The sequence below is a fragment of the Candidatus Pseudomonas auctus genome (genome assembly GCF_048654275.1).
GTDB classification, from domain to species: Bacteria; Pseudomonadota; Gammaproteobacteria; order Pseudomonadales; family Pseudomonadaceae; genus Aquipseudomonas; species Aquipseudomonas pharyngis.
In genome coordinates, this window is record NZ_JBJYZK010000005.1 from 304,893 (window position 1) to 323,484 (window position 18,592).

Genomic DNA, 18,592 nt, shown 5'->3' on the forward strand with positions numbered 1-18,592 from the left:
ATCCGTTTAGCCGCGCGCGGCAGCGATCTTGATCAGCTTGGCGTAGTAGAACCCGTCATGCCCGCCCTGCTGGGCCAGCAATTGGCGACCATGGGGCTGCTTGATCCCGGCGGCGGTGGCCAGATCCAGCTCCCGCGCGCCCGGCGTACGCTCAAGGAACGCGGCGATCACTTCGGTGTTCTCGGTCGGCAAGGTCGAGCAGGTGGCGTAGAGCAGGATGCCGCCTACTTCGAGGGTTTTCCACATCGCGTCGAGCAACTCGCCTTGCAGGTGCGCGAGGGCGGCGATGTCGTCGGCCTGACGGGTCAGCTTGATGTCCGGATGACGGCGAATCACCCCGGTGGCCGAGCATGGCGCGTCGAGCAGGATGCGCTGGAACGGTTTGCCGTCCCACCACGCTGCCGTGTCGCGACCGTCGGCGGCGATCAGTTCGGCGTTCAGACCGAGACGTTCGAGGTTTTCCTTCACTCGCACCAGCCGCTTGGCTTCCAGGTCCACCGCCACCACGCCGGCCAGTGCCGGTTCGGCTTCGAGGATGTGGCAGGTCTTGCCGCCCGGCGCGCAGCAGGCGTCCAGCACTCGCTGGCCCGGCGCGAGGTCGAGCAGGTCGGCGGCCAGTTGCGCGGCTTCGTCCTGTACGCTGATCCAGCCTTCGGCGAAGCCCGGCAGGCTGCGTACGTCGGCGGCAGTGTCGAGGATGATGCCGTCGCGGCTGAAGGTGCATGCCTGTGCGGCGATACCCGCTTCAGTCAGCAGACTCAGGTAGGCATCGCGGCTGTGATGACGGCGATTGACCCGCAGGATCATCGGCGGATGCGCGTTGTTGGCTTCGCAGATCGCTTCCCATTGCTCAGGCCAGAAGGCCTTCAGGGATTTTTGCAGCCAGCGCGGGTGAGCGGTGCGCACCACCGGATCGCGTTCCAGTTCGGCGAAGATCGCCTCATGTTCGCGCTGCGCACTGCGCAATACGGCGTTGAGCAAGCCTTTGGCCCACGGTTTTTTTAGCTTGTCGGCGCAACCGACGGTTTCGCCGATGGCGGCGTGCGGCGGGACGCGGGTGTAGAGCAGTTGATAGAGACCCACCAGCAGCAGCGCCTCGACATCGGCGTCCGCCGCCTTGAACGGTTTCTGCAGCAGTTTCTCCGCAAGCGCCGACAAGCGTGGCTGCCAACGGGCGGTGCCGAACGCCAGGTCCTGGGTGAAACCGCGATCGCGATCCTCGACCTTGTCCAGTTGCGTCGGCAGGGAACTGTTGAGCGAAGCCTTGCCGCTGAGGACAGCGGCGAGTGCCTTGGCGGCGGCCAGACGCGGGTTCATTGCGCGTCCACCGCTGTGCCCAGCACGGTGCCGGTGGCGAATTTCTCACGGCGGCTGTTGAACAGATCGCTGAAGTTCAGCGCCTTGCCGCCGGGCAATTGCAGGCGGGTCAGGCACAGCGCCTGTTCGCCGCAAGCGACGAGCAGACCGTCCTTGCTGGCGCCGAGGATGGTGCCCGGTGCGCCTTTGCCTTCGGCCAGTGTCGCCGCCAGCACTTTCAGCGCTTCTCCGTTGAGCGTGCTGTGGGTGATCGGCCATGGATTGAAGGCGCGGACCAGACGTTCCAGCTCAACGGCCGGTCGGCTCCAGTCGAGGCGTGCTTCGTCCTTGTTCAGTTTGTGCGCGTAGGTGGCGAGCTCATCGTTCTGCACTTCGCCTTCCAGGGTGCCGGCGGCCAGACCGGCAATCGCCTGCACGACGGCTGGCGGGCCCATTTCGGCCAGGCGATCGTGGAGGCTGCCGCCAGTGTCTTCGGCGCTGATCGGGGTGACGACCTTGAGCAGCATCGGCCCGGTATCGAGGCCCGCTTCCATGCGCATGACGGTCACGCCGCTCTCGGCGTCGCCCGCTTCCACGGCGCGCTGGATCGGCGCCGCTCCGCGCCAGCGTGGCAGCAGGGAGGCGTGGCTGTTGATGCAGCCCAGGCGCGGAATATCCAGCACCGCTTGCGGCAGGATCAGGCCGTAGGCGACCACCACCATCAAGTCAGGCTTCAGCGCAGCGAGCTCGGCTTGAGCGTCAGCGTTGCGCAGGGTCGGCGGCTGCAACACCTGGATATTGTTTTCCAGGGCGAGCTGTTTGACCGGGCTCGGCATCAGTTTTTGCCCACGACCGGCCGGACGATCCGGTTGGGTGTAGACCGCAACGATCTCGTAAGGGCTGTCCAGCAGGGCCTTGAGGTGTTCGGCGGCGAATTCCGGGGTGCCGGCAAAAACGATGCGCAGTGGCTCAGTCATGGGGGAGTCTCATAAAAAGAAAAAGGCTTGCCGCAGCAAGCCTTTGGAGAGGGGCATCAAGCGTTCTGGCGGTGCTGCTTTTCCAGTTTCTTCTTGATCCGGTCGCGTTTGAGCGTGGACAGGTAATCGACGAACAACTTGCCGTTGAGGTGGTCGCATTCATGCTGGATGCATACTGCGAGCAGGCCTTCGGCGATCAGTTCGTAAGGCTTGCCATCACGGTCCAGAGCCTTGATTTTGACCTTCTGCGGGCGGTCAACGTTTTCGTAGAAACCCGGCACCGAGAGGCAGCCTTCCTGGTATTGCTCCATTTCGTCGGTCAGCGATTCGAACTCGGGGTTGATGAACACCCGCGGTTCGGTGCGGTCTTCGGAAAGGTCCATCACGACGATACGTTTGTGCACGTTGACCTGGGTCGCGGCAAGGCCGATGCCCGGCGCTTCATACATTGTTTCAAACATGTCATCGACCAGCTGACGCACTTCGTCGTCCACTACAGCCACAGGTTTGGCGATAGTGCGCAGACGCGGGTCCGGAAATTCGAGGATGTTCAAAATGGCCATAAGCTTGATTGCTGCACGTGTGAGGTAAAGTCGGGCGATGGCCTGGCGGGTCCGAAGATGCAGGCTACCGTTGTGAAACGTAGCTCCTTGATTTTCAGCATAGAGCAGGGAGCGAGCCACGGGGGCTCTGGCGTTTCACGCGAACGCACATAATAAAGGGATTCACCGCATGAGGAAATCACTACTCGCCCTGCTGTTTCTGGCCTCGGCCAGTACCGCGCACGGGCAAGTGCAACTCAAGGAAGGTTTTCCACAGCAATACACGGTGGTTTCGGGGGATACGCTCTGGGACATCTCCGGTAAATATTTGCGCGAACCCTGGCAGTGGCCGCAGTTGTGGCGGGCCAATCCGCAGATCGAAAACCCCAACCTGATCTATCCGGGCGACACGCTGACGCTCAGTTACGTCAACGGCCAGCCGCGCCTGACCGTCAATCGCGGCGAGTCACGCGGCACCATCAAGCTGTCGCCGCGCATCCGCACCAGTCCGGTGGCCGATGCGATTCCGAGCATTCCGCTCAAATCGATCAACAGCTTTCTGCTGAGCAACCGCATCGTCGACAAGGTCGAGGACTTCGACAAGGCGCCGTACATCGTCGCCGGCGATGCCGAACGGGTGCTCAGCGGCACCGGTGACCGGATCTTCGCCCGTGGCCATTTCGATCCGAACCAGCCGGTCTACGGCATCTTCCGCCAGGGCAAGGTCTACACCGATCCGCAGAGCAAGGAGTTTCTGGGGATCAACGCCGACGACATCGGCGGTGGTGAGATCGTCGCAACCGAAGGCGACGTCGCCACCCTCGCCCTGCAACGCACGACCCAGGAAGTGCGCCTCGGCGACCGCTTGTTCAGCGGCGAAGAGCGTTCGATCAACTCGACCTTCATGCCCAGCGCGCCCTCCACCGACATCAACGGCCTGATCATCGATGTGCCGCGCGGCGTCACGCAGATCGGCGCGATGGACGTGGTGACCCTGAACAAAGGCAAACGCGACGGTCTGGCCGAAGGCAACGTGCTGGTGGTGATGAAAACCGGGGAAACCGTGCGCGACCGGATCACCGGCCAGCCGCTGAAAATCCCGGATGAACGTGCCGGATTGCTGATGGTGTTCCGCACCTACGACAAACTCAGTTACGGCCTCGTGCTGAACGCATCGCGCTCGCTGGCGGTGCTGGACAAGGTGCGAAATCCTTAGCTGGCTTCACAAGTTACCAACAGAGTTATCCACAGCTTGTTCCGAAAGGTTCGGGCCTTATAACGATCAAGGATGATCCATGATGATGCCTGTCTCCCCGTCGGTTTCGCCGGCAGAACTGGAAGCGCGCCTGCGCCTGCACCGCTTGCCGGAAATCGGTCCCAAGCGTTTCACCAAATTGCTCGAAGCCTTCGGCTGCGCCTCGAAGGCGATCGGCGCGCCGGCCAGCGCCTGGCGCTCGCTGGGTTTGCCGGCGGCTTGCGCCGAGGCCCGACGCTGTTCTGAAGTTCGCGACGGCGCCAGCCACGCATTGCGCTGGCTAGAGCGTCCGGATCAACATTTACTGATGTGGGACCAAGCGGATTACCCGGCCTTGCTGGCGCAGATTCCTGACCCTCCGCCCCTGCTGTTCGTCGCTGGCGACCCGCGGATTCTGGAAAAACCGCAACTGGCGATGGTCGGCAGTCGCCGCGCTTCTCGCCCGGGCATGGACACTGCCGCTGCGTTTTCCCGCAGTCTCGCGGGGGCCGGATTTGTCATCACCAGTGGCCTGGCGCTGGGCATCGATGCGGCGGCGCATCAAGCCGCTGTGGATGTCGGTGGGCAAACGGTCGGCGTGCTCGGTACCGGCCTGGAAAACTTTTATCCACAGCGCAACCGTCGGCTGGCGGACGCGATGATTGCGTCCGGCAGTGCGGTGCTTTCGGAATTTCCTCTGGACACCGGGCCGACGGCGAGCAACTTCCCGAGACGCAACCGCATCATCAGCGGCTTGTCCCTCGGCGTGCTGGTGGTCGAGGCCAGTGTCGCCAGCGGTTCCTTGATCACCGCACGGCTGGCGGCGGAACAGGGGCGCGAGGTGTACGCCATTCCGGGTTCGATCCATCACCCCGGCGCTCGGGGCTGTCATCAACTGATACGCGACGGAGCCGTGTTGGTGGAAACCATCGAGCATATTCTCGAAGCCCTGCGCGGCTGGCAGCAGTTGCCGCTGTCCGCCTCGGCGCCGGATCCCGATCATCCTCTACTGGATCTGTTGCACGCCGCACCGCACACCAGCGAGGGTCTGGCCGACAGCAGTGGCTGGGCGTTGCCCAAAGTGCTGGCCGCATTGACCGAACTGGAGATGGATGGCCGCGCCGTGTGCGAAAACGGCCGCTGGTTTGCGCGCGTAAGCTAGGTTTTACATTGAAGATCGGTAAACTGCGCGAAACCTGTTTGCGGAGAGTTTTTCATGGTCAACAGTTGGCGTGTGCAACAAGCCGCACGAGAGATTCGCGCCGGGGCGGTGATTGCCTATCCAACCGAAGCCGTCTGGGGGCTGGGGTGCGATCCTTGGAATGAAGAAGCGGTGGATCGCCTGCTGGCGATCAAGAACCGTTCGGTGGACAAGGGCTTGATCCTCGTCGCCGACAACATTCGTCAGTTCGATTTTCTGTTCGAGGATTTCCCGCAGGACTGGATCGACCGCATGGCCAGCACCTGGCCGGGCCCGAACACCTGGCTGGTGCCGCATCAGAACCTGTTGCCGGAGTGGGTGACCGGGGTGCATGACACCGTGGCGCTGCGGGTCAGCGATCATCCGCAGGTGCGGGATCTGTGCTCGCTGGTAGGGCCGTTGATTTCGACGTCGGCCAATCCGCAAGGGCGGCCGGCGGCGAAGAGTCGCTTGCGGGTCGAGCAGTATTTCCGTGGTCAGGTCGATCTGGTGCTTGGCGGATCGCTGGGCGGTCGCAAGAATCCGAGTCTGATTCGGGATCTGGCCACCGGCAAGATCGTGCGCCCGGCCTGATATCACCCTTGGTTGATTTCGTGAGTACTCCTCGGCTTTCACGGCGAGGGGTACTACGCGTGCCTGCGATTTTTCCTTCATTTAGCTGAAGTTATAGCCCCGCGTTTTGTTTGAATTTTTCCTTTCTACGTCAGATGAATCTTTAAGTATTCAATTGTTGTAATTTTTCCGACGTTATTCTCAGAAGCCACACAGTGGCGATTTTTCTAAAACCATTCATTATTTCAATGCTCTCAGAAAACTTCGAAAAGTTAACGGCTGCGGAGAAGAAATGGATATCAGGGATTCGCAATTAACGGATTATCTGCAGGAGATTCAGACGACCTTTAAAAGGCGTCATGAAAACTATCGCATCGTTATTCTTGAAGCAGGATCAGACACACGAGAGTTTGAACGGTTTGTTTCCCGTCATTTTCGATTGCGATTGCAACACTACATGTTGACACCCAGAGCCAGGTCACTTGAAACACGCCTGGCGATTATTTCGCGCAGTACCCACTTTCTGTTGTATCAGCACGACAGGCCCACGGCCGTATTGAGAGTGACCCCTGCGCCGTTCGAATGGGCCTCACTGGCGCAGCAGCAACTGTCTCCCGCCACGACGCTGTCGCGCCATGTCGAGTTCAGTCGCTTGATCAGTCACTCGCAAACTCAGTTCCCCATGTCGATCAACGGCCTGCTGGCCGCTGCCACGGAATGGGCGGTCACGCGGGGTTATGAGGGCGTTACCGCGCTCTGCCGATCACCGCAGCGGCGACTGTTCCAGCGCTTCGGCCTGACGCCCATCACCACCGACGCCCTTCGCATCGAACAGCGTCAACGCGGCGATTACTGGCTGCTCTCGGCTCAATGGCAGCAAATCCTCACGGCACTTCAACAGTCTGCCCACCTGCTCGCCAACCCATTGGAGACCCCCATTGATGAATACGCCTCTCAGTTTTGAACAACAATTAAGCCTGCTCGATGAGCGAATCGAAAAGTCATGGACCGATATTCTGGAAAGTTCGCGGCTGGTGAAAGCCATCCGTGAGGGCAGCGTTTCCAAAGCCTTGTACGCGATCTATATGATTCAGACTTTTCACTACACGGCGCACAATGCGCGAAATCAAGGATTGGTCGGTGTCCGACATGCGGATAATCCGGTGTATGCCAAGTTCTGTTTTGAACATGCGGCACAGGAAGTCGGCCATGAAAAAATGGCACTGCACGATGTCATGAGTCTTGGTTTGAAGAATGAAGTGTTTGATATTCCGCCTGCACTTCCGGCTACTGATGTGCTGATCGCTTATTTATATTGGATCTCCTTTACCGGTAACCCGTTACAACGGCTTGGTTATAGTTATTGGGCAGAAAATGCCTATCAGTTCATTACTCCGCTCATTGATAGCCTGAGTGAAACACTGTCGCTAAAACCCGCTCAACTTACATTCTTCATTGCACATTCCGACATTGATATCGAGCACTTCAACGAAATCAAACTGATGCTGCAACGCACCTGCAAGCGTCAGGAAGACTGGGATGCGATAGCCACTGTGATGGAAACCAGCCTGCGTCTGACCGGCAACATGCTCGAGGCGGTTTATGAGCAGTTCGAGGCCTGGCAAAACGGGCTGGCGCCCCGCTATGACTTCCTCCATGCGCTGGACAACCAATGACAGCCTCACACCCATGTTCAGATCAGAAGGCTGGGGGCAGACATGGCTGATTATTTCGACCGGCTCAACTACACGCTCGGCGATGAGGACACCGCGCTTGAGTACGCGATCCTGCCCAGACATGCCGGTCACGTGCTGGGTATCGCCGGATGCGGCGGCCGGCTCTTGCCGTTATTGGCCGCCGCCCCGGCACGCATGACCTGTACCGATATCAGCGCGCCGCAACTGGCGTTTACCCGATTGCGTTTTGCCCTGCTGGAACAGACTGATCACGAGTCGTTCATGGCGTTCATGGGCTATCGAATGGAAAGTATGAGGGCGCGACGCCGCTCCATCTTCCAGCAACTGGTTTTACCGCCGGCGGATCGTCGCTGGCTGTCCGTGTTTTTTCAGTCCCGAAGTTGGGAAGCGCCGATCTACATGGGCGCATTCGAGCAGACCCTGAAGCGCTTGGCGAAGATCACCGGACTGTTCACCGGCAAGGCCGGCCGGGGCATTTTTCAGTTCAGTCAGCTTGACGAACAAACGGAATATTACCGAAACCGCTTTCCGCTCAAGCGCTGGAAAGCCGTGATCGCGTTGCTGGGAAACGCAGCAGTCCTCAATTCGCTGCTGTACAAGGGCGCGTTTCCACCCAACAACCTGGGGATCAGTTCCCGCGCGGCGTATCTGGAAATTTTCCATACGTTGTTCACCACTCAGGTGGTCCGAGAGAGCTTTTTCCTGCAAATGCTGTTTTTTGGTGAGCTGCGTTATCCACAAGGCTTTCCGCTGGAGTGTGATCCGGCAATTTTCCAGCAGGCCCGTGAGGGGCTTCGGCAGTGCGAGTTACGCGTGGTGCAGGCTGACATCCTCGACTGCGTTGCCGGGGAAACAGCCATCGATTTCGTATCGCTGTCGGACGTGCCTTCCTTCATGCCCGAAGTGGCCGGCAAGAACGTTTTGCTGCGCCTGGCACCGGTCCTTTCGGAAAACGCACAGGTGGTCATGCGGGGGCATTTGCATGTAGTGCGGCCTGACTGCGCAGGCTTCTGCGATATCACCCACCAGTACCAGGCAGACATTGCACGAGAAAGAACCCAGCTTTGGCATGTCCAGGTCTATCGCCGCTCTCCCTCTTTGCAGGTATCTCGATGAACACCTTTCAACCGACCGTCAATTGGGTCAAAAACCGTGTCCGGCAAGCGCGTGACGATCAGCAGCAGCTGTTCGATGCAGGGCTGAATGGCCTGAAGCTGGCTAAACGTGAAGGCAAAGAGATCGAACTCGAAAGCGGCGAGCGGCTGACCGAGTTTCTCTCGTGTTCTTATCTGGGGCTGGAGTGTGATCCTCGCTTGATTCAGGGGGCGATGCACTCCGTCGAGTCCTTCGGCGTGCAATTCGCCGCCGCACGGACCCGAGCGCTGTTGCCACCCATGCGTGAGCTGGATGAACTGCTGAACCGGATATTTCAGGGGCATTCAGTCACCTTCAACTCGGTGGGCAGTGCACATCTTGGCTGTCTGCCGCTGCTTGGTTCCGGTGAGATGCCCTCCTATCCCATGCGTCGTGGCCCGTGCTGGATTGTCGACCGTGCCGCTCATGCTTCGATGCAAGTGCTGCAAGGCATTCTCTGGCAATTCGGCCCGATACAGCGCCGCGATTGCAGCGATGTAGAGCAGGTCGAAGAAGCGTGTTCAACGGCAGTCGCGGCGGGTAATACGCCCATCATCCTGACCGACAGCATTGGCTCGATGCGCGGTGTTTACCCGATCAATCGCCTGTTGCAACTGGCGGAGCGTTTCGACGGTTATCTCTATGCGGATGATGCCCACGGTACCTCGATCCATGGCGTGGCCGGAGGAGGTTACGCGCTGGACGCGGCAGATGAACGACACCGCGGCCGACTGATCCTCCTGTCATCGCTGTCCAAGGCGTTCGGCGCAACCGGTGGGGCAATCACTGTGCGTACCGAAGCCGATGCCGAGATGATTCGGCGCCATGCATCGACCTATACGTTTGGCGGACCATTATCCGTTGGCGGGGTGGGCGCGGCAGTCGCTTCGGGGAAAATCCATTTGTCGCCGGAGCTGGGTCATTTGCAGGTAGCGCTGTGGCGAAACATCGCCACGGTCGACAGGTTGCTGGGGCCAGTGCTGGGCAATCATCACGTCGCGTCTTCCATTCGTTTTATCCGTGTCGGGGCCGAGAGAGATGCGATAAGCCTGGCGCAGCATTTGCGCCGGCAGGGCATGGCGGTCACCACCGCGGTGTTTCCGGTGGTGGCCAAGGGCGAGGCCATTTTGCGTCTGGCCATCAGCGCGAGCCACAGTCAGCTCCAGTTGGAGTCTCTGGCGAACGCCGTCCGTAGCGGATTCGATGAGTTGGGCATTCGTCAGGGAGGGCGCGGTAATGAGCAATGAACCGATCACCGATGTTTTGGCCGAGGCGTTTGCGAATAAATTGGCTCACGCACGCTCACTGTCGTGGTTCCGTGCGCTGTATCCGCGAATCCTGGAAGTGCGGGGATTGGCCGATCTCCATCGATTGCCGGTTCTGGCGGTGGAAGACGAGTCCGGCGGCGTATTGTTTTCCACCCTCGGTGAAGCCTCCCATCGAGCACCGGGCGGCGGGCTGACCCTGACCTCGGGAGGCAGCACCGGCAATCGCAAACAGATCACCCATTCCTGGGCGTTCAACGCTGCAATCGTGCCTTTGGGGGCACGGATGGTCGGTTCGACGGACGAACGCCCCGAGGTGGTCGTCAACTGCCTGACAGCCGGGGAAATGCAGGGTGCCTTTCAATACGCGGCAGCTATCGTCCAGCACATTGGCGCACGCCTGCTGCCTGCCGGTTCACAGATGGGCGTGCAGCGCGTTGCCGAGCTTATTGAGGCACACAAGGCTGATGCGTTGATATGCACTCCCTCCTTCGCCGCCGCGTTGTTCAATCATGAGAAAGTCGGCGCTGTGCAATTGTGCAGCCTGAAGTGGCTTTACTACATTGGAGAACCTTGCAGTCAAACGCTGCGCGACCAGTTGGCCCGGGACTGGCCGATGCTGAAGATCCGCTCGCTGGGCTACAGCTCGACGGAGACCGGTCCCATCGGTTTTCAGTGTGCCCATCTGGAGCACGGTTTTTTTCACCTGCATGCGGACGCCATGCTGCTCGAGGTGGTTGATTCTCTGACCCTGCAAGCTGTAACTGAAGGGGAAGCCGGTGAGTTTCTGCTGACGCCATTGCTTCCTGATCATGTACCGTTGTTGCGTTACCGGATCGGCGATCGTGGGCGAATCCTGCGCACAGTGACGAAGTGCGACTGTGGCAGTTCCATGCCGGTACTGGCGCTTGAGGGGCGGGTGGAAACATCGATCAAACTGGGGGGCGCGATCATCACTCAGTCACAGGTGTTGCACGTACTCCGACAGCTTTTGCCGCAGCTGCAGAACACCGATGTCCAGGTGCAGATTGATCGACAGCCCGAGGGGGCACGCATGCGTCTGGTCATAGCCGAGGACGCACTGACAGCCAACACACAGAGCGTCATTGAAGATGCGTTGCAAGTCGAAGGACAGGCCAGTGCATTGCTCAGGCTGCCGGGCGTTTTGGGGTTGGAGGTGAAGCGTCTTGCCCGTCAGGAATTCGAAACTACCCTGGCCGGCAAGACGCCGTTTTTCGTGACGACGGAAAAGACCCCGGTACCGTCATGAAGATGCGCCGAGGTCATTGGTGTTCAGGGCAGCAGGACAGTGGAGCCCGTGGTGCGCCGCGCCGACAGCTCGGTCTGCGCTTTCGCCGCGTCAGCCAATGGATAACGCTGGCTGATATCCACTTTCAGCTTGCCGCTGGTAATCATCCCGAACAGCTCGTCGGCCATGCGCTGCAGGTTTTCGGCGTTATTGGCGTAGGTCGCCAGGGTCGGACGGGTGACGTACAGCGAACCTTTCGCCGCCAGAATCCCCAGGTTCACCCCGTCCACCGCGCCCGACGCATTGCCGAAGCTCACCAGCAGGCCACGGGGCGCCACGCTGTCCAGCGAAGCCGGCCAGGTGTCCTTGCCAACGCCGTCGTAGACCACCGGGACTTTTTTCCCATCGGTCAATTCCAGCACTCGTTGGGCGACGTTTTCGTGGCTGTAATCGATGGTTTCCCAGGCGCCATGGGCCTTGGCCAGATCGGCTTTGGCTTTCGAGCTGACGGTGCCGATCAGCTTCACGCCCAAGGCCTTGGCCCATTGACAGGCGAGCAAACCGACGCCGCCGGCCGCTGCGTGGAACAGAATGGTTTCGCCACCCTTGAGTTCGTAGGTCTGGCGCAGCAGGTACTGCACGGTCAGGCCCTTGAGCATCACGCCGGCGGCAGTTTCGAAGCTGATGGCGTCCGGCAGGTGCACCAGATTCGCTTCCGGCAGAACGTGAACGTCGCTGTACGCGCCCAACGGGCCGCTGCCGTACGCCACACGGTCACCGACCTTGAACCGGGTGACCTCGCTGCCCACTGCTTCGACAATGCCGGCGCCTTCCGCACCCACGCCCGAAGGCAACGCCGGTGGCGCGTACAGACCGCTGCGGTAGTAGGTGTCGATGAAGTTCAGGCCGATGGCCTTGTTGCTCACGCGAACCTGCTGCGGACCGGGTTCGGCCGGTTGATAGTCAACGTACTCGAGCACTTCGGGGCCGCCGTGGGCGCGGAACTGGATTCGCTTGGCCATCTGCCTACTCCTTGGGTCATTTGGGAAGGTCCCTATCGAACGCTCATGCTTGATCTTCGTCAACTGCGGCGTGCCGGTTTGCGATGGTATGCTACGCGCCCATTTGCGCGGGGCGCCGCGCAGTTCCGCCCGATCCAAGGTGAAGCCATGACGACCCGCACCGACGCCGTAAAGGCCTATCTGCTCGACCTGCAAGACCGCATCTGCGCCGCGCTGGAAACCGAAGACGGTGGCACGCGCTTCGTCGAAGACGCCTGGACCCGTCCGGCCGGCGGTGGCGGTCGGACCCGGGTGATCGAGAATGGCACGGTGATCGAAAAGGGCGGCGTCAACTTTTCCCACGTCTTCGGCAGTGGCCTGCCACCGTCCGCCAGTGCCCATCGGCCGGAGCTGGCCGGGCGTGGCTTCGAAGCCCTCGGCGTGTCGCTGGTGATCCACCCGCACAATCCGCATGTACCGACGTCCCACGCCAACGTGCGCTTTTTCATTGCCGAGAAGGAAGGTGAAGAACCGGTCTGGTGGTTCGGCGGTGGCTTCGACCTGACCCCGTACTACGGCAACGAAGAAGACTGCATCCACTGGCACCGCGTCGCCGAGCAGGCCTGCGCGCCGTTCGGCCCGGACGTCTACCCGCGCTACAAGGCCTGGTGCGACACCTACTTCCACATCAAGCATCGCCACGAACCGCGCGGCATCGGCGGGTTGTTCTTCGATGACCTGAACGAGTGGGACTTCGACACCAGTTTCGCCTTCATGCGCGCCATCGGCGATGCGTACATCGACGCTTACTTGCCGATCGTGCAACGGCGCAAGAACGACGCCTTCACCGCCAAACAGCGCGAGTTCCAGGAATTCCGCCGTGGCCGCTACGTCGAATTCAACCTGGTTTACGACCGTGGCACCTTGTTCGGCCTGCAATCGGGCGGGCGCACCGAGTCGATCCTGATGTCGCTGCCACCGCAAGTGCGCTGGGCCTACGACTGGAAAGCCGAGCCGGGCAGCGAAGAAGCGCGCCTGACCGAGTACTTCCTGCAAGACCGCGACTGGCTGGCTCAGGCCTGAGGACTTGTGATGGATCGTTACGTCGTTTTCGGTAACCCGATCGGCCACAGCAAGTCGCCGATGATTCACAAACTGTTCGCCGAACAGACCGGGCAGCGTCTCGAATACAGCACCCTGCTGGCGCCGCTCGAGGACTTTTCCGGCTGCGCCACGGCGTTTTTCCAGGAAGGTCGCGGCGCCAACGTGACCGTGCCGTTCAAGGAAGACGCCTATCGCCTGGCCGACGGCCTGACTGCCCGCGCCAAACGCGCGGGTGCGGTGAATACTTTGAGCAAACTGGCCGACGGCAGCCTGCTCGGCGATAACACCGACGGCGCCGGGCTGGTGCGCGATCTGACGGTCAACGCCGGGGTCAGCCTCGCCGGCAAACGCATTCTGCTGCTCGGCGCCGGTGGCGCGGTGCGCGGTGCGCTGGAGCCGTTGCTGGCGGAGAAACCAGGCTCGGTGATCATCGCCAATCGCACGGTGGACAAGGCCGAGCTACTGGCCGAACTGTTCTGTGATCTGGGGCCGGTGTCGGCCAGTGGTTACGACTGGTTGCGCGAGCCGGTGGATGTGATCATCAACGCCACGTCCGCCAGCCTCACCGGCGATGTACCGCCGATTGCCCCAAGCCTGATCGAGCCCGGCAAGACACTGTGCTACGACATGATGTACGGCAAGGAACCGACCGCGTTCTGCCGCTGGGCAAGCGAGCATGGCGCGGGCGTGGTGATGGACGGGTTGGGCATGTTGGCCGAACAGGCTGCCGAAGCCTTTTTCCTGTGGCGCGGCGTACGTCCGGACACTGCGCCGGTCCTGGCGGAATTGCGTCGGCAGTTGGCGCAGTAAACCCTGTAGGAGCGAGCCTGCTCGCGATGACGTCGCCAGATCCAGCATCAATCTGACAGACAGGCCGCCATCGCGAGCAAGCTCGCTCCCACAACGGGTTCTTCTTCAATCTTCAAAGCGGATCGGGCATTTCTCCGGCCCTTCGAGTTTGCGCAACTCCTCCACCACCTGCGGTCGCGCCTGACGCAAGGTCAGGCTGCGATCCTGGCGCAGCAGGCGCCGGGCTTCCTGATGGAGCATTTCCACGCCGGAATAGTCGATGAAGTTGATCTGTTGCGCCTCGATCACCACCCGCGCGCCGTGCATCCGTTGCAGGCGCACTTGCAGGTAGTGGCTGGCGCCGAAAAAGATCGAGCCGCCGACCCGCAGTACATCATCTTCGCCATCACGCCAGTGTTGTACTCTCGGCTGCGAGGTGCGCTTGAGGTAGAAAAACAGCGAGGCGAGCACGCCGGCATAGATTGCCGTCTGCAATTCCAGCAGCAACGTGGCAATGCAGGTCAGGCCCATCACCACGAATTCCGCCCGGCTGACCCGCAGCAGTGCACGAATGCCGCGATGATCCACCAGTCCCCAGGCGATCAGCAGAATGCTGCCGGCCATGGCCGGGATCGGAATATGCGCGATCAGCCCCGCACCGAATATCGCGAACAGTGCCACCCACAACGCCGAAAACACCCCGGCCAGTGGCGAACACGCCCCGGCTTCATAGCTCAGCCCGGAACGGGTGAACGAGCCGGCGGACAACGATCCCGAAAAGAACGCCCCGACAATGTTCGAAAGCCCTTGCGCGCGGACTTCCTGATTGGCATCGAGCAGCTGTTGCGAGCGCGCGGAAATCGAACGGGCAATCGACAGGCTGGTGACCAGCCCGAGCATGCCCACCGCCACGGCGCTGGGCAGCAGGCGCAGGATCAGATCCATATCCAGCGGCAGTCCACTGAACGGCGGCAAGCGCCCGACAAACGCGCTGACCAACTGAACGTGGCCGAACATCGCCGGCCACAGCCACACCACCAGACTGCCGAGCACCAAGGTCATCAACAGCGTCGGCCAGCGTGGCAGCCATTGTTTGAGCAGCGCACCGACCACCACCGTGGCGACACCGAGGACCAGCGACGGTTTATCCACAGCCCCGAGATGGCGCAGCAGATCCATCAGGCTGGCCAGCGCCGTGGCCTTGGCCGGCAGATCCAGTCCCAGCAGGTTCGGCAATTGACCGATGGCAATCACCACCGCAGCGCCGAGGGTGAAACCCAGCACCACGGAATGTGAGACGAAATTCACCAGCGCGCCGAAGCGCAGCAGCCCAAGCAAATACTGGAAAATCCCGGCGAGGAAGGTCAGCAACAGAATCAGGGTGATGTAGTCCTGTGACGCAGGCACCGCCAGTGGGCTGACACTGGCGAACAGCACAATCGAAATGGCCGCTGTCGGGCCGCAGATCAAGTGCCACGACGAGCCCCACAGGCAGGCGATCAATACCGGAACGATGGCGGCGTAGAGCCCGTATTCCGGTGGGAGACCGGCGATCAGCGCGTAGGCAATCGACTGGGGTAAAGCGAGAATCGCACCGCTGAGTCCGACGACCAGGTCCCGCCCGACGCTGGCGCGGGTCTGCCGGGGCAGCCAGGTCAGGAAGGGGAAAAGTGAGCGACGGCTGGGGAGGGCCATGGATCCTCTCGGTTTGCGGGAATGGTGCAAGGGTAACAGGGTAGTTTCGGATGTCGTTGTGTGTCAGTTGAATCCTTCCCTCACCCTAACCCTCCCGAAACGTCGGACCGCCCGGAGGGAGAGGGGACTGACCGAGGTGTTAGGTTTGAATACATCGACCTGCAAGTCCTGAGTCGAACTCAAATTCTGAAGCCAACGAAAATCGGCTCCCTTTCCCCCTCGCCCCCTTGGGGGAGAGGGTTGGGGTGAGGGGGCAAAAATCTCAAGCCAGGCACAATTCCAGCAACCGCACGATCAAAGCTTCGCTTTAACCGCCGCCAACGCATCTTTGCCATCCACCGTCTTCACGCCATCAAGCCACTTATCCAACACCGCCGGATTCGCCTTGATCCAGGCCTTCGCCGCCTCCGCATTGCTGACTTTCTTGTTCACCACCTCGGCCATGATGCTGTTCTCCATCTCTTGAGTGAACGAAAGATTGGTCAGCAATTTACCCACATTCGGACAGGCCTCGGCGTAGCCCTTGCGGGTCAGGGTGTAGACGCTGCCGGTGTCGCCAAAGTACTTCTCGCCGCCCTTGAGGTAGTGCATTTTCAGCTGCACGTTCATCGGGTGCGGGGTCCAGCCGAGGAAGGTGACGAATTTCTGTTTCTTCACCGCCCGCGAGACTTCAGCCAGCATCGCCTGTTCGCTGGACTCGATCAGCTTCCACTGGCCCAGGTCGAAGTCGTTTTTCTTGATGATCTCTTGCAGCGAGATGTTCGCTGGCGCGCCGGAGCCGATGCCGTAAATCTTCTTCTCGAATTTATCGGCGTACTTATTCAGGTCGGCAAAGTTATGCACACCCGCGTCCCACACGTAATCCGGCACGGCCAGGGTGAATTCGGTGCCGTCGAGGTTCTTCGCCAGTTGGGTGACATCACCCGTGGCGACGAACTTGTCGTAGAAACCCTGCTGCGCCGGCATCCAGTTGCCGAGGAACACGTCGACCTGGCCATCCTTCAAGCCGCCGAAGGTGATCGGCACCGCGAGGGTGTCGACCTTGGCCTTGTAGCCCATGCCATCCAGCAGAAACCCGGTGATGGCATTGGTCGCGGCGATGTCGCTCCAGCCGGGGTCGGCCATTTTCACCGTGTCGCAGCTCTCGGCGAACGCGGATGCGCTGCCCAGTGCCAGCAGGCTGACCGTCAGGACTGTGGATAACTTGACCATGGACTTCCCCTTAACGTTATTGGTTTTGGCAGGGTTGTGGATAACGGGCCTTGCGCTCCAGGTCATCGAGGTCGATGTGGTTGCGCATGTATTGCTGACTGGCGTCTACCAGCGGCTGGTGATCCCAGCTCTTCAGCTTGCCGATCGTCAGCGCCTCGGCGACGAAACGCCGACGACGCTGGCTTTCGAGGACTTCGCGGTGGATTGCCGGGATGTCCCACCTGGCCCGTGCTTCGGCGAGAAAATCGTCGAACAGCCGGCGATGTTGCGGTGATTGGCTGAGTTCTTCCTGCTCGCGTGGATCGTTATCCACATCGAAGAGTAGGCAAGGGTCGGATTCGCTGTAGATAAATTTGTAGGCGCCACGACGGATCATCATCAGCGGGCTGACGGTGCCCTCGGCCATGTATTCGCCGAACACCTCGTCGTGACCGCCCTGCCTTTGCAGGTGCGGAACCAGCGAACGGCCGTCCAGCGGCAGGTCAGGCTCCAGGCTGCCGCCGGCCAGCTCGACGAAGGTCGGCAACAGATCGGCGGTGGACACCGCGGCGCTGACACGGCCTGATTGGAACTGGCCAGGTGCACTTATCAACAGGGGCACCCGCGCAGCCATCTCGAACCAGTGCATTTTGTACCAGAGGCCGCGTTCGCCGAGCATGTCCCCATGGTCACCGGAGAACACAACGACGGTGTCGTCCGCCAGCCCACAGTCCTCGAGGGTTTGCAGAAGTTTGCCGACATTGGCGTCGATATAGCTGCATGCACCGAAGTACGCCCGACGGGCGTCGCGGATTTTATCCACAGGCAGCGGCTTGTCCCACAGATCATAAACCTTGAGCAAACGCTGGGAGTGCGGATCGAGTGAACGCTGATCCGGCGTCGTCGGAAGCGGGATATCCGCATCGTCGTACAAATCCCAGAACGCCTTGGGAATCGTGTACGGGTCGTGGGGGTGAGTCATCGACACGGTCAGGCAAAACGGCTGATCGCCATCCTCGCGGATATGGTCGAACAGGTATTGCTGAGCCTTGAACACCACCTCTTCGTCGAAGTCGAGCTGGTTGGTGCGTACGCACGGGCCGGCCTGCAACACCGACGACATGTTGTGATACCAGCTCGGCCGCACATCAGGCTCGTCCCAGTTCACCGCCCAGCCGTAGTCGGCCGGATAGATGTCGCTGGTCAGGCGCTCTTCGTAACCGTGCAGTTGATCGGGGCCGCAGAAATGCATCTTGCCCGACAGCGCGGTGCGATAGCCGAGGCGGCGCAGGTAATGGGCGTAGGTGGGAATGTCGGCGGGGAAATCGGCGGCGTTGTCGTAGGCGCCGATCTTGCTCGGCAACTGGCCGCTGACCAGGGTGAAACGCGACGGTGCGCACAGCGGGCTGTTGCAGTAAGCGGCATCGAATACCACGCCTTGTTCGGCGAGGCGGCTGAGATTCGGCAGTTTGATCGGCGACGGGCCGTAGAACGGCAACATTGGCGCGGCCATTTGATCGGCCATGATGAAAAGAATGTTCTTGCGCTTCATGTGATCGCGGCATTCCATAGTGAATATTTATGCGACATTGCTGCGATCGAGCATGGATTCCACGCAATATCCGGTAAAGCCCGCGCCGGACAATGACTAGGATAAGCACAGCT

Annotated in this window: 17 protein-coding genes; 10 read left to right on the forward strand and 7 right to left on the reverse strand. The window is 60.7% G+C overall.

Annotation, left to right across the window (positions count from 1 at the left end; genetic code table 11):
* Positions 1-6: 6 nt before the first annotated feature.
* Genes rsmB through def form a run of 3 tightly spaced genes read right to left on the reverse strand, consistent with a single transcriptional unit; the run spans position 7 to position 2,836 of the window.
* Complete coding sequence (rsmB, locus tag ACKUG4_RS12765; protein WP_445434129.1) at positions 7-1,317, reverse strand: 16S rRNA (cytosine(967)-C(5))-methyltransferase RsmB; 1,311 nt, start codon at positions 1,315-1,317, stop codon at positions 7-9.
* A complete protein-coding gene (gene fmt, locus ACKUG4_RS12770) occupies positions 1,314-2,273 on the reverse strand; it encodes a methionyl-tRNA formyltransferase (RefSeq protein ID WP_445434130.1) in 960 nt (319 codons plus the stop codon). The genes rsmB and fmt overlap by 4 nt, the downstream gene beginning before the upstream one ends.
* Positions 2,274-2,329: 56 nt before the next feature.
* Entirely contained in the window at positions 2,330-2,836 is a 507-nt protein-coding gene (gene def / locus ACKUG4_RS12775; RefSeq protein ID WP_007954104.1) for a peptide deformylase, read from the reverse strand.
* Positions 2,837-3,005: 169 nt separating this feature from the next.
* Here def and ACKUG4_RS12780 point away from each other — a divergent pair, with 169 nt between their 5' ends.
* The 8 genes from ACKUG4_RS12780 (at position 3,006) to ACKUG4_RS12815 (ending at position 11,168) form a co-directional block, all read left to right on the forward strand.
* The gene (locus tag ACKUG4_RS12780; RefSeq protein WP_064592411.1) at positions 3,006-4,031 is read left to right on the forward strand and encodes a LysM peptidoglycan-binding domain-containing protein; all 1,026 of its coding nucleotides are present in this window, start codon (positions 3,006-3,008) and stop codon (positions 4,029-4,031) included.
* 79 nt (positions 4,032-4,110) lie between these two features.
* The gene (dprA, locus tag ACKUG4_RS12785; protein WP_236187648.1) at positions 4,111-5,211 is read left to right on the forward strand and encodes a DNA-processing protein DprA; all 1,101 of its coding nucleotides are present in this window, start codon (positions 4,111-4,113) and stop codon (positions 5,209-5,211) included.
* A gap of 54 nt (positions 5,212-5,265) precedes the next feature.
* A complete protein-coding gene (gene tsaC, locus ACKUG4_RS12790) occupies positions 5,266-5,823 on the forward strand; it encodes an L-threonylcarbamoyladenylate synthase type 1 TsaC (RefSeq protein WP_445434131.1) in 558 nt (185 codons plus the stop codon).
* Between the two features lie 271 nt (positions 5,824-6,094).
* Complete coding sequence (locus tag ACKUG4_RS12795; RefSeq protein WP_064592414.1) at positions 6,095-6,766, forward strand: GNAT family N-acetyltransferase; 672 nt, start codon at positions 6,095-6,097, stop codon at positions 6,764-6,766.
* Positions 6,744-7,478, forward strand: coding sequence for an iron-containing redox enzyme family protein (locus tag ACKUG4_RS12800; RefSeq protein WP_445434132.1), 735 nt, complete (start codon positions 6,744-6,746; stop codon positions 7,476-7,478). The genes ACKUG4_RS12795 and ACKUG4_RS12800 overlap by 23 nt, the downstream gene beginning before the upstream one ends.
* A 42-nt stretch (positions 7,479-7,520) precedes the next feature.
* Entirely contained in the window at positions 7,521-8,615 is a 1,095-nt protein-coding gene (locus ACKUG4_RS12805; protein WP_445434133.1) for a DUF3419 family protein, read from the forward strand.
* Positions 8,612-9,880 carry an aminotransferase class I/II-fold pyridoxal phosphate-dependent enzyme gene (locus ACKUG4_RS12810; RefSeq protein WP_445434134.1) on the forward strand — a complete coding sequence of 423 codons (1,269 nt, stop codon included), beginning with the start codon at positions 8,612-8,614 and terminating at the stop codon, positions 9,878-9,880. The genes ACKUG4_RS12805 and ACKUG4_RS12810 overlap by 4 nt, the downstream gene beginning before the upstream one ends.
* Positions 9,870-11,168, forward strand: coding sequence for a phenylacetate--CoA ligase family protein (locus ACKUG4_RS12815; protein ID WP_445434135.1), 1,299 nt, complete (start codon positions 9,870-9,872; stop codon positions 11,166-11,168). The genes ACKUG4_RS12810 and ACKUG4_RS12815 overlap by 11 nt, the downstream gene beginning before the upstream one ends.
* A gap of 23 nt (positions 11,169-11,191) precedes the next feature.
* Here the strand turns inward: ACKUG4_RS12815 and ACKUG4_RS12820 are convergent, their stop codons facing one another.
* Positions 11,192-12,169: an NADPH:quinone reductase gene (locus ACKUG4_RS12820; protein WP_011331749.1), complete on the reverse strand. Its 978-nt coding sequence runs from the start codon at positions 12,167-12,169 to the stop codon at positions 11,192-11,194.
* A 147-nt stretch (positions 12,170-12,316) separates the two neighbouring features.
* Here ACKUG4_RS12820 and hemF point away from each other — a divergent pair, with 147 nt between their 5' ends.
* Together hemF and aroE are read left to right on the forward strand one after the other, a co-directional pair.
* Positions 12,317-13,231, forward strand: coding sequence for an oxygen-dependent coproporphyrinogen oxidase (hemF, locus tag ACKUG4_RS12825; RefSeq protein ID WP_007954079.1), 915 nt, complete (start codon positions 12,317-12,319; stop codon positions 13,229-13,231).
* 9 nt (positions 13,232-13,240) lie between these two features.
* Positions 13,241-14,062 (forward strand): shikimate dehydrogenase, encoded by an 822-nt coding sequence (aroE, locus tag ACKUG4_RS12830; RefSeq protein ID WP_445434136.1) that lies wholly within the window; start codon positions 13,241-13,243, stop codon positions 14,060-14,062.
* 105 nt (positions 14,063-14,167) lie between these two features.
* On the opposite strand, the gene ACKUG4_RS12835 is transcribed toward aroE, so the two are convergent.
* The 3 genes from ACKUG4_RS12835 to betC all read right to left on the reverse strand — a co-directional run bounded on the left by ACKUG4_RS12835 (position 14,168) and on the right by betC (position 18,479).
* Positions 14,168-15,736 carry a SulP family inorganic anion transporter gene (locus ACKUG4_RS12835; protein WP_445434137.1) on the reverse strand — a complete coding sequence of 523 codons (1,569 nt, stop codon included), beginning with the start codon at positions 15,734-15,736 and terminating at the stop codon, positions 14,168-14,170.
* A gap of 294 nt (positions 15,737-16,030) precedes the next feature.
* Entirely contained in the window at positions 16,031-16,948 is a 918-nt protein-coding gene (gene choX / locus ACKUG4_RS12840) for a choline ABC transporter substrate-binding protein (RefSeq protein ID WP_445434138.1), read from the reverse strand.
* Positions 16,949-16,964: 16 nt separating this feature from the next.
* Positions 16,965-18,479, reverse strand: coding sequence for a choline-sulfatase (gene betC, locus ACKUG4_RS12845; RefSeq protein ID WP_445434139.1), 1,515 nt, complete (start codon positions 18,477-18,479; stop codon positions 16,965-16,967).
* Between the last annotated feature and the right edge of the window lie 113 nt (positions 18,480-18,592).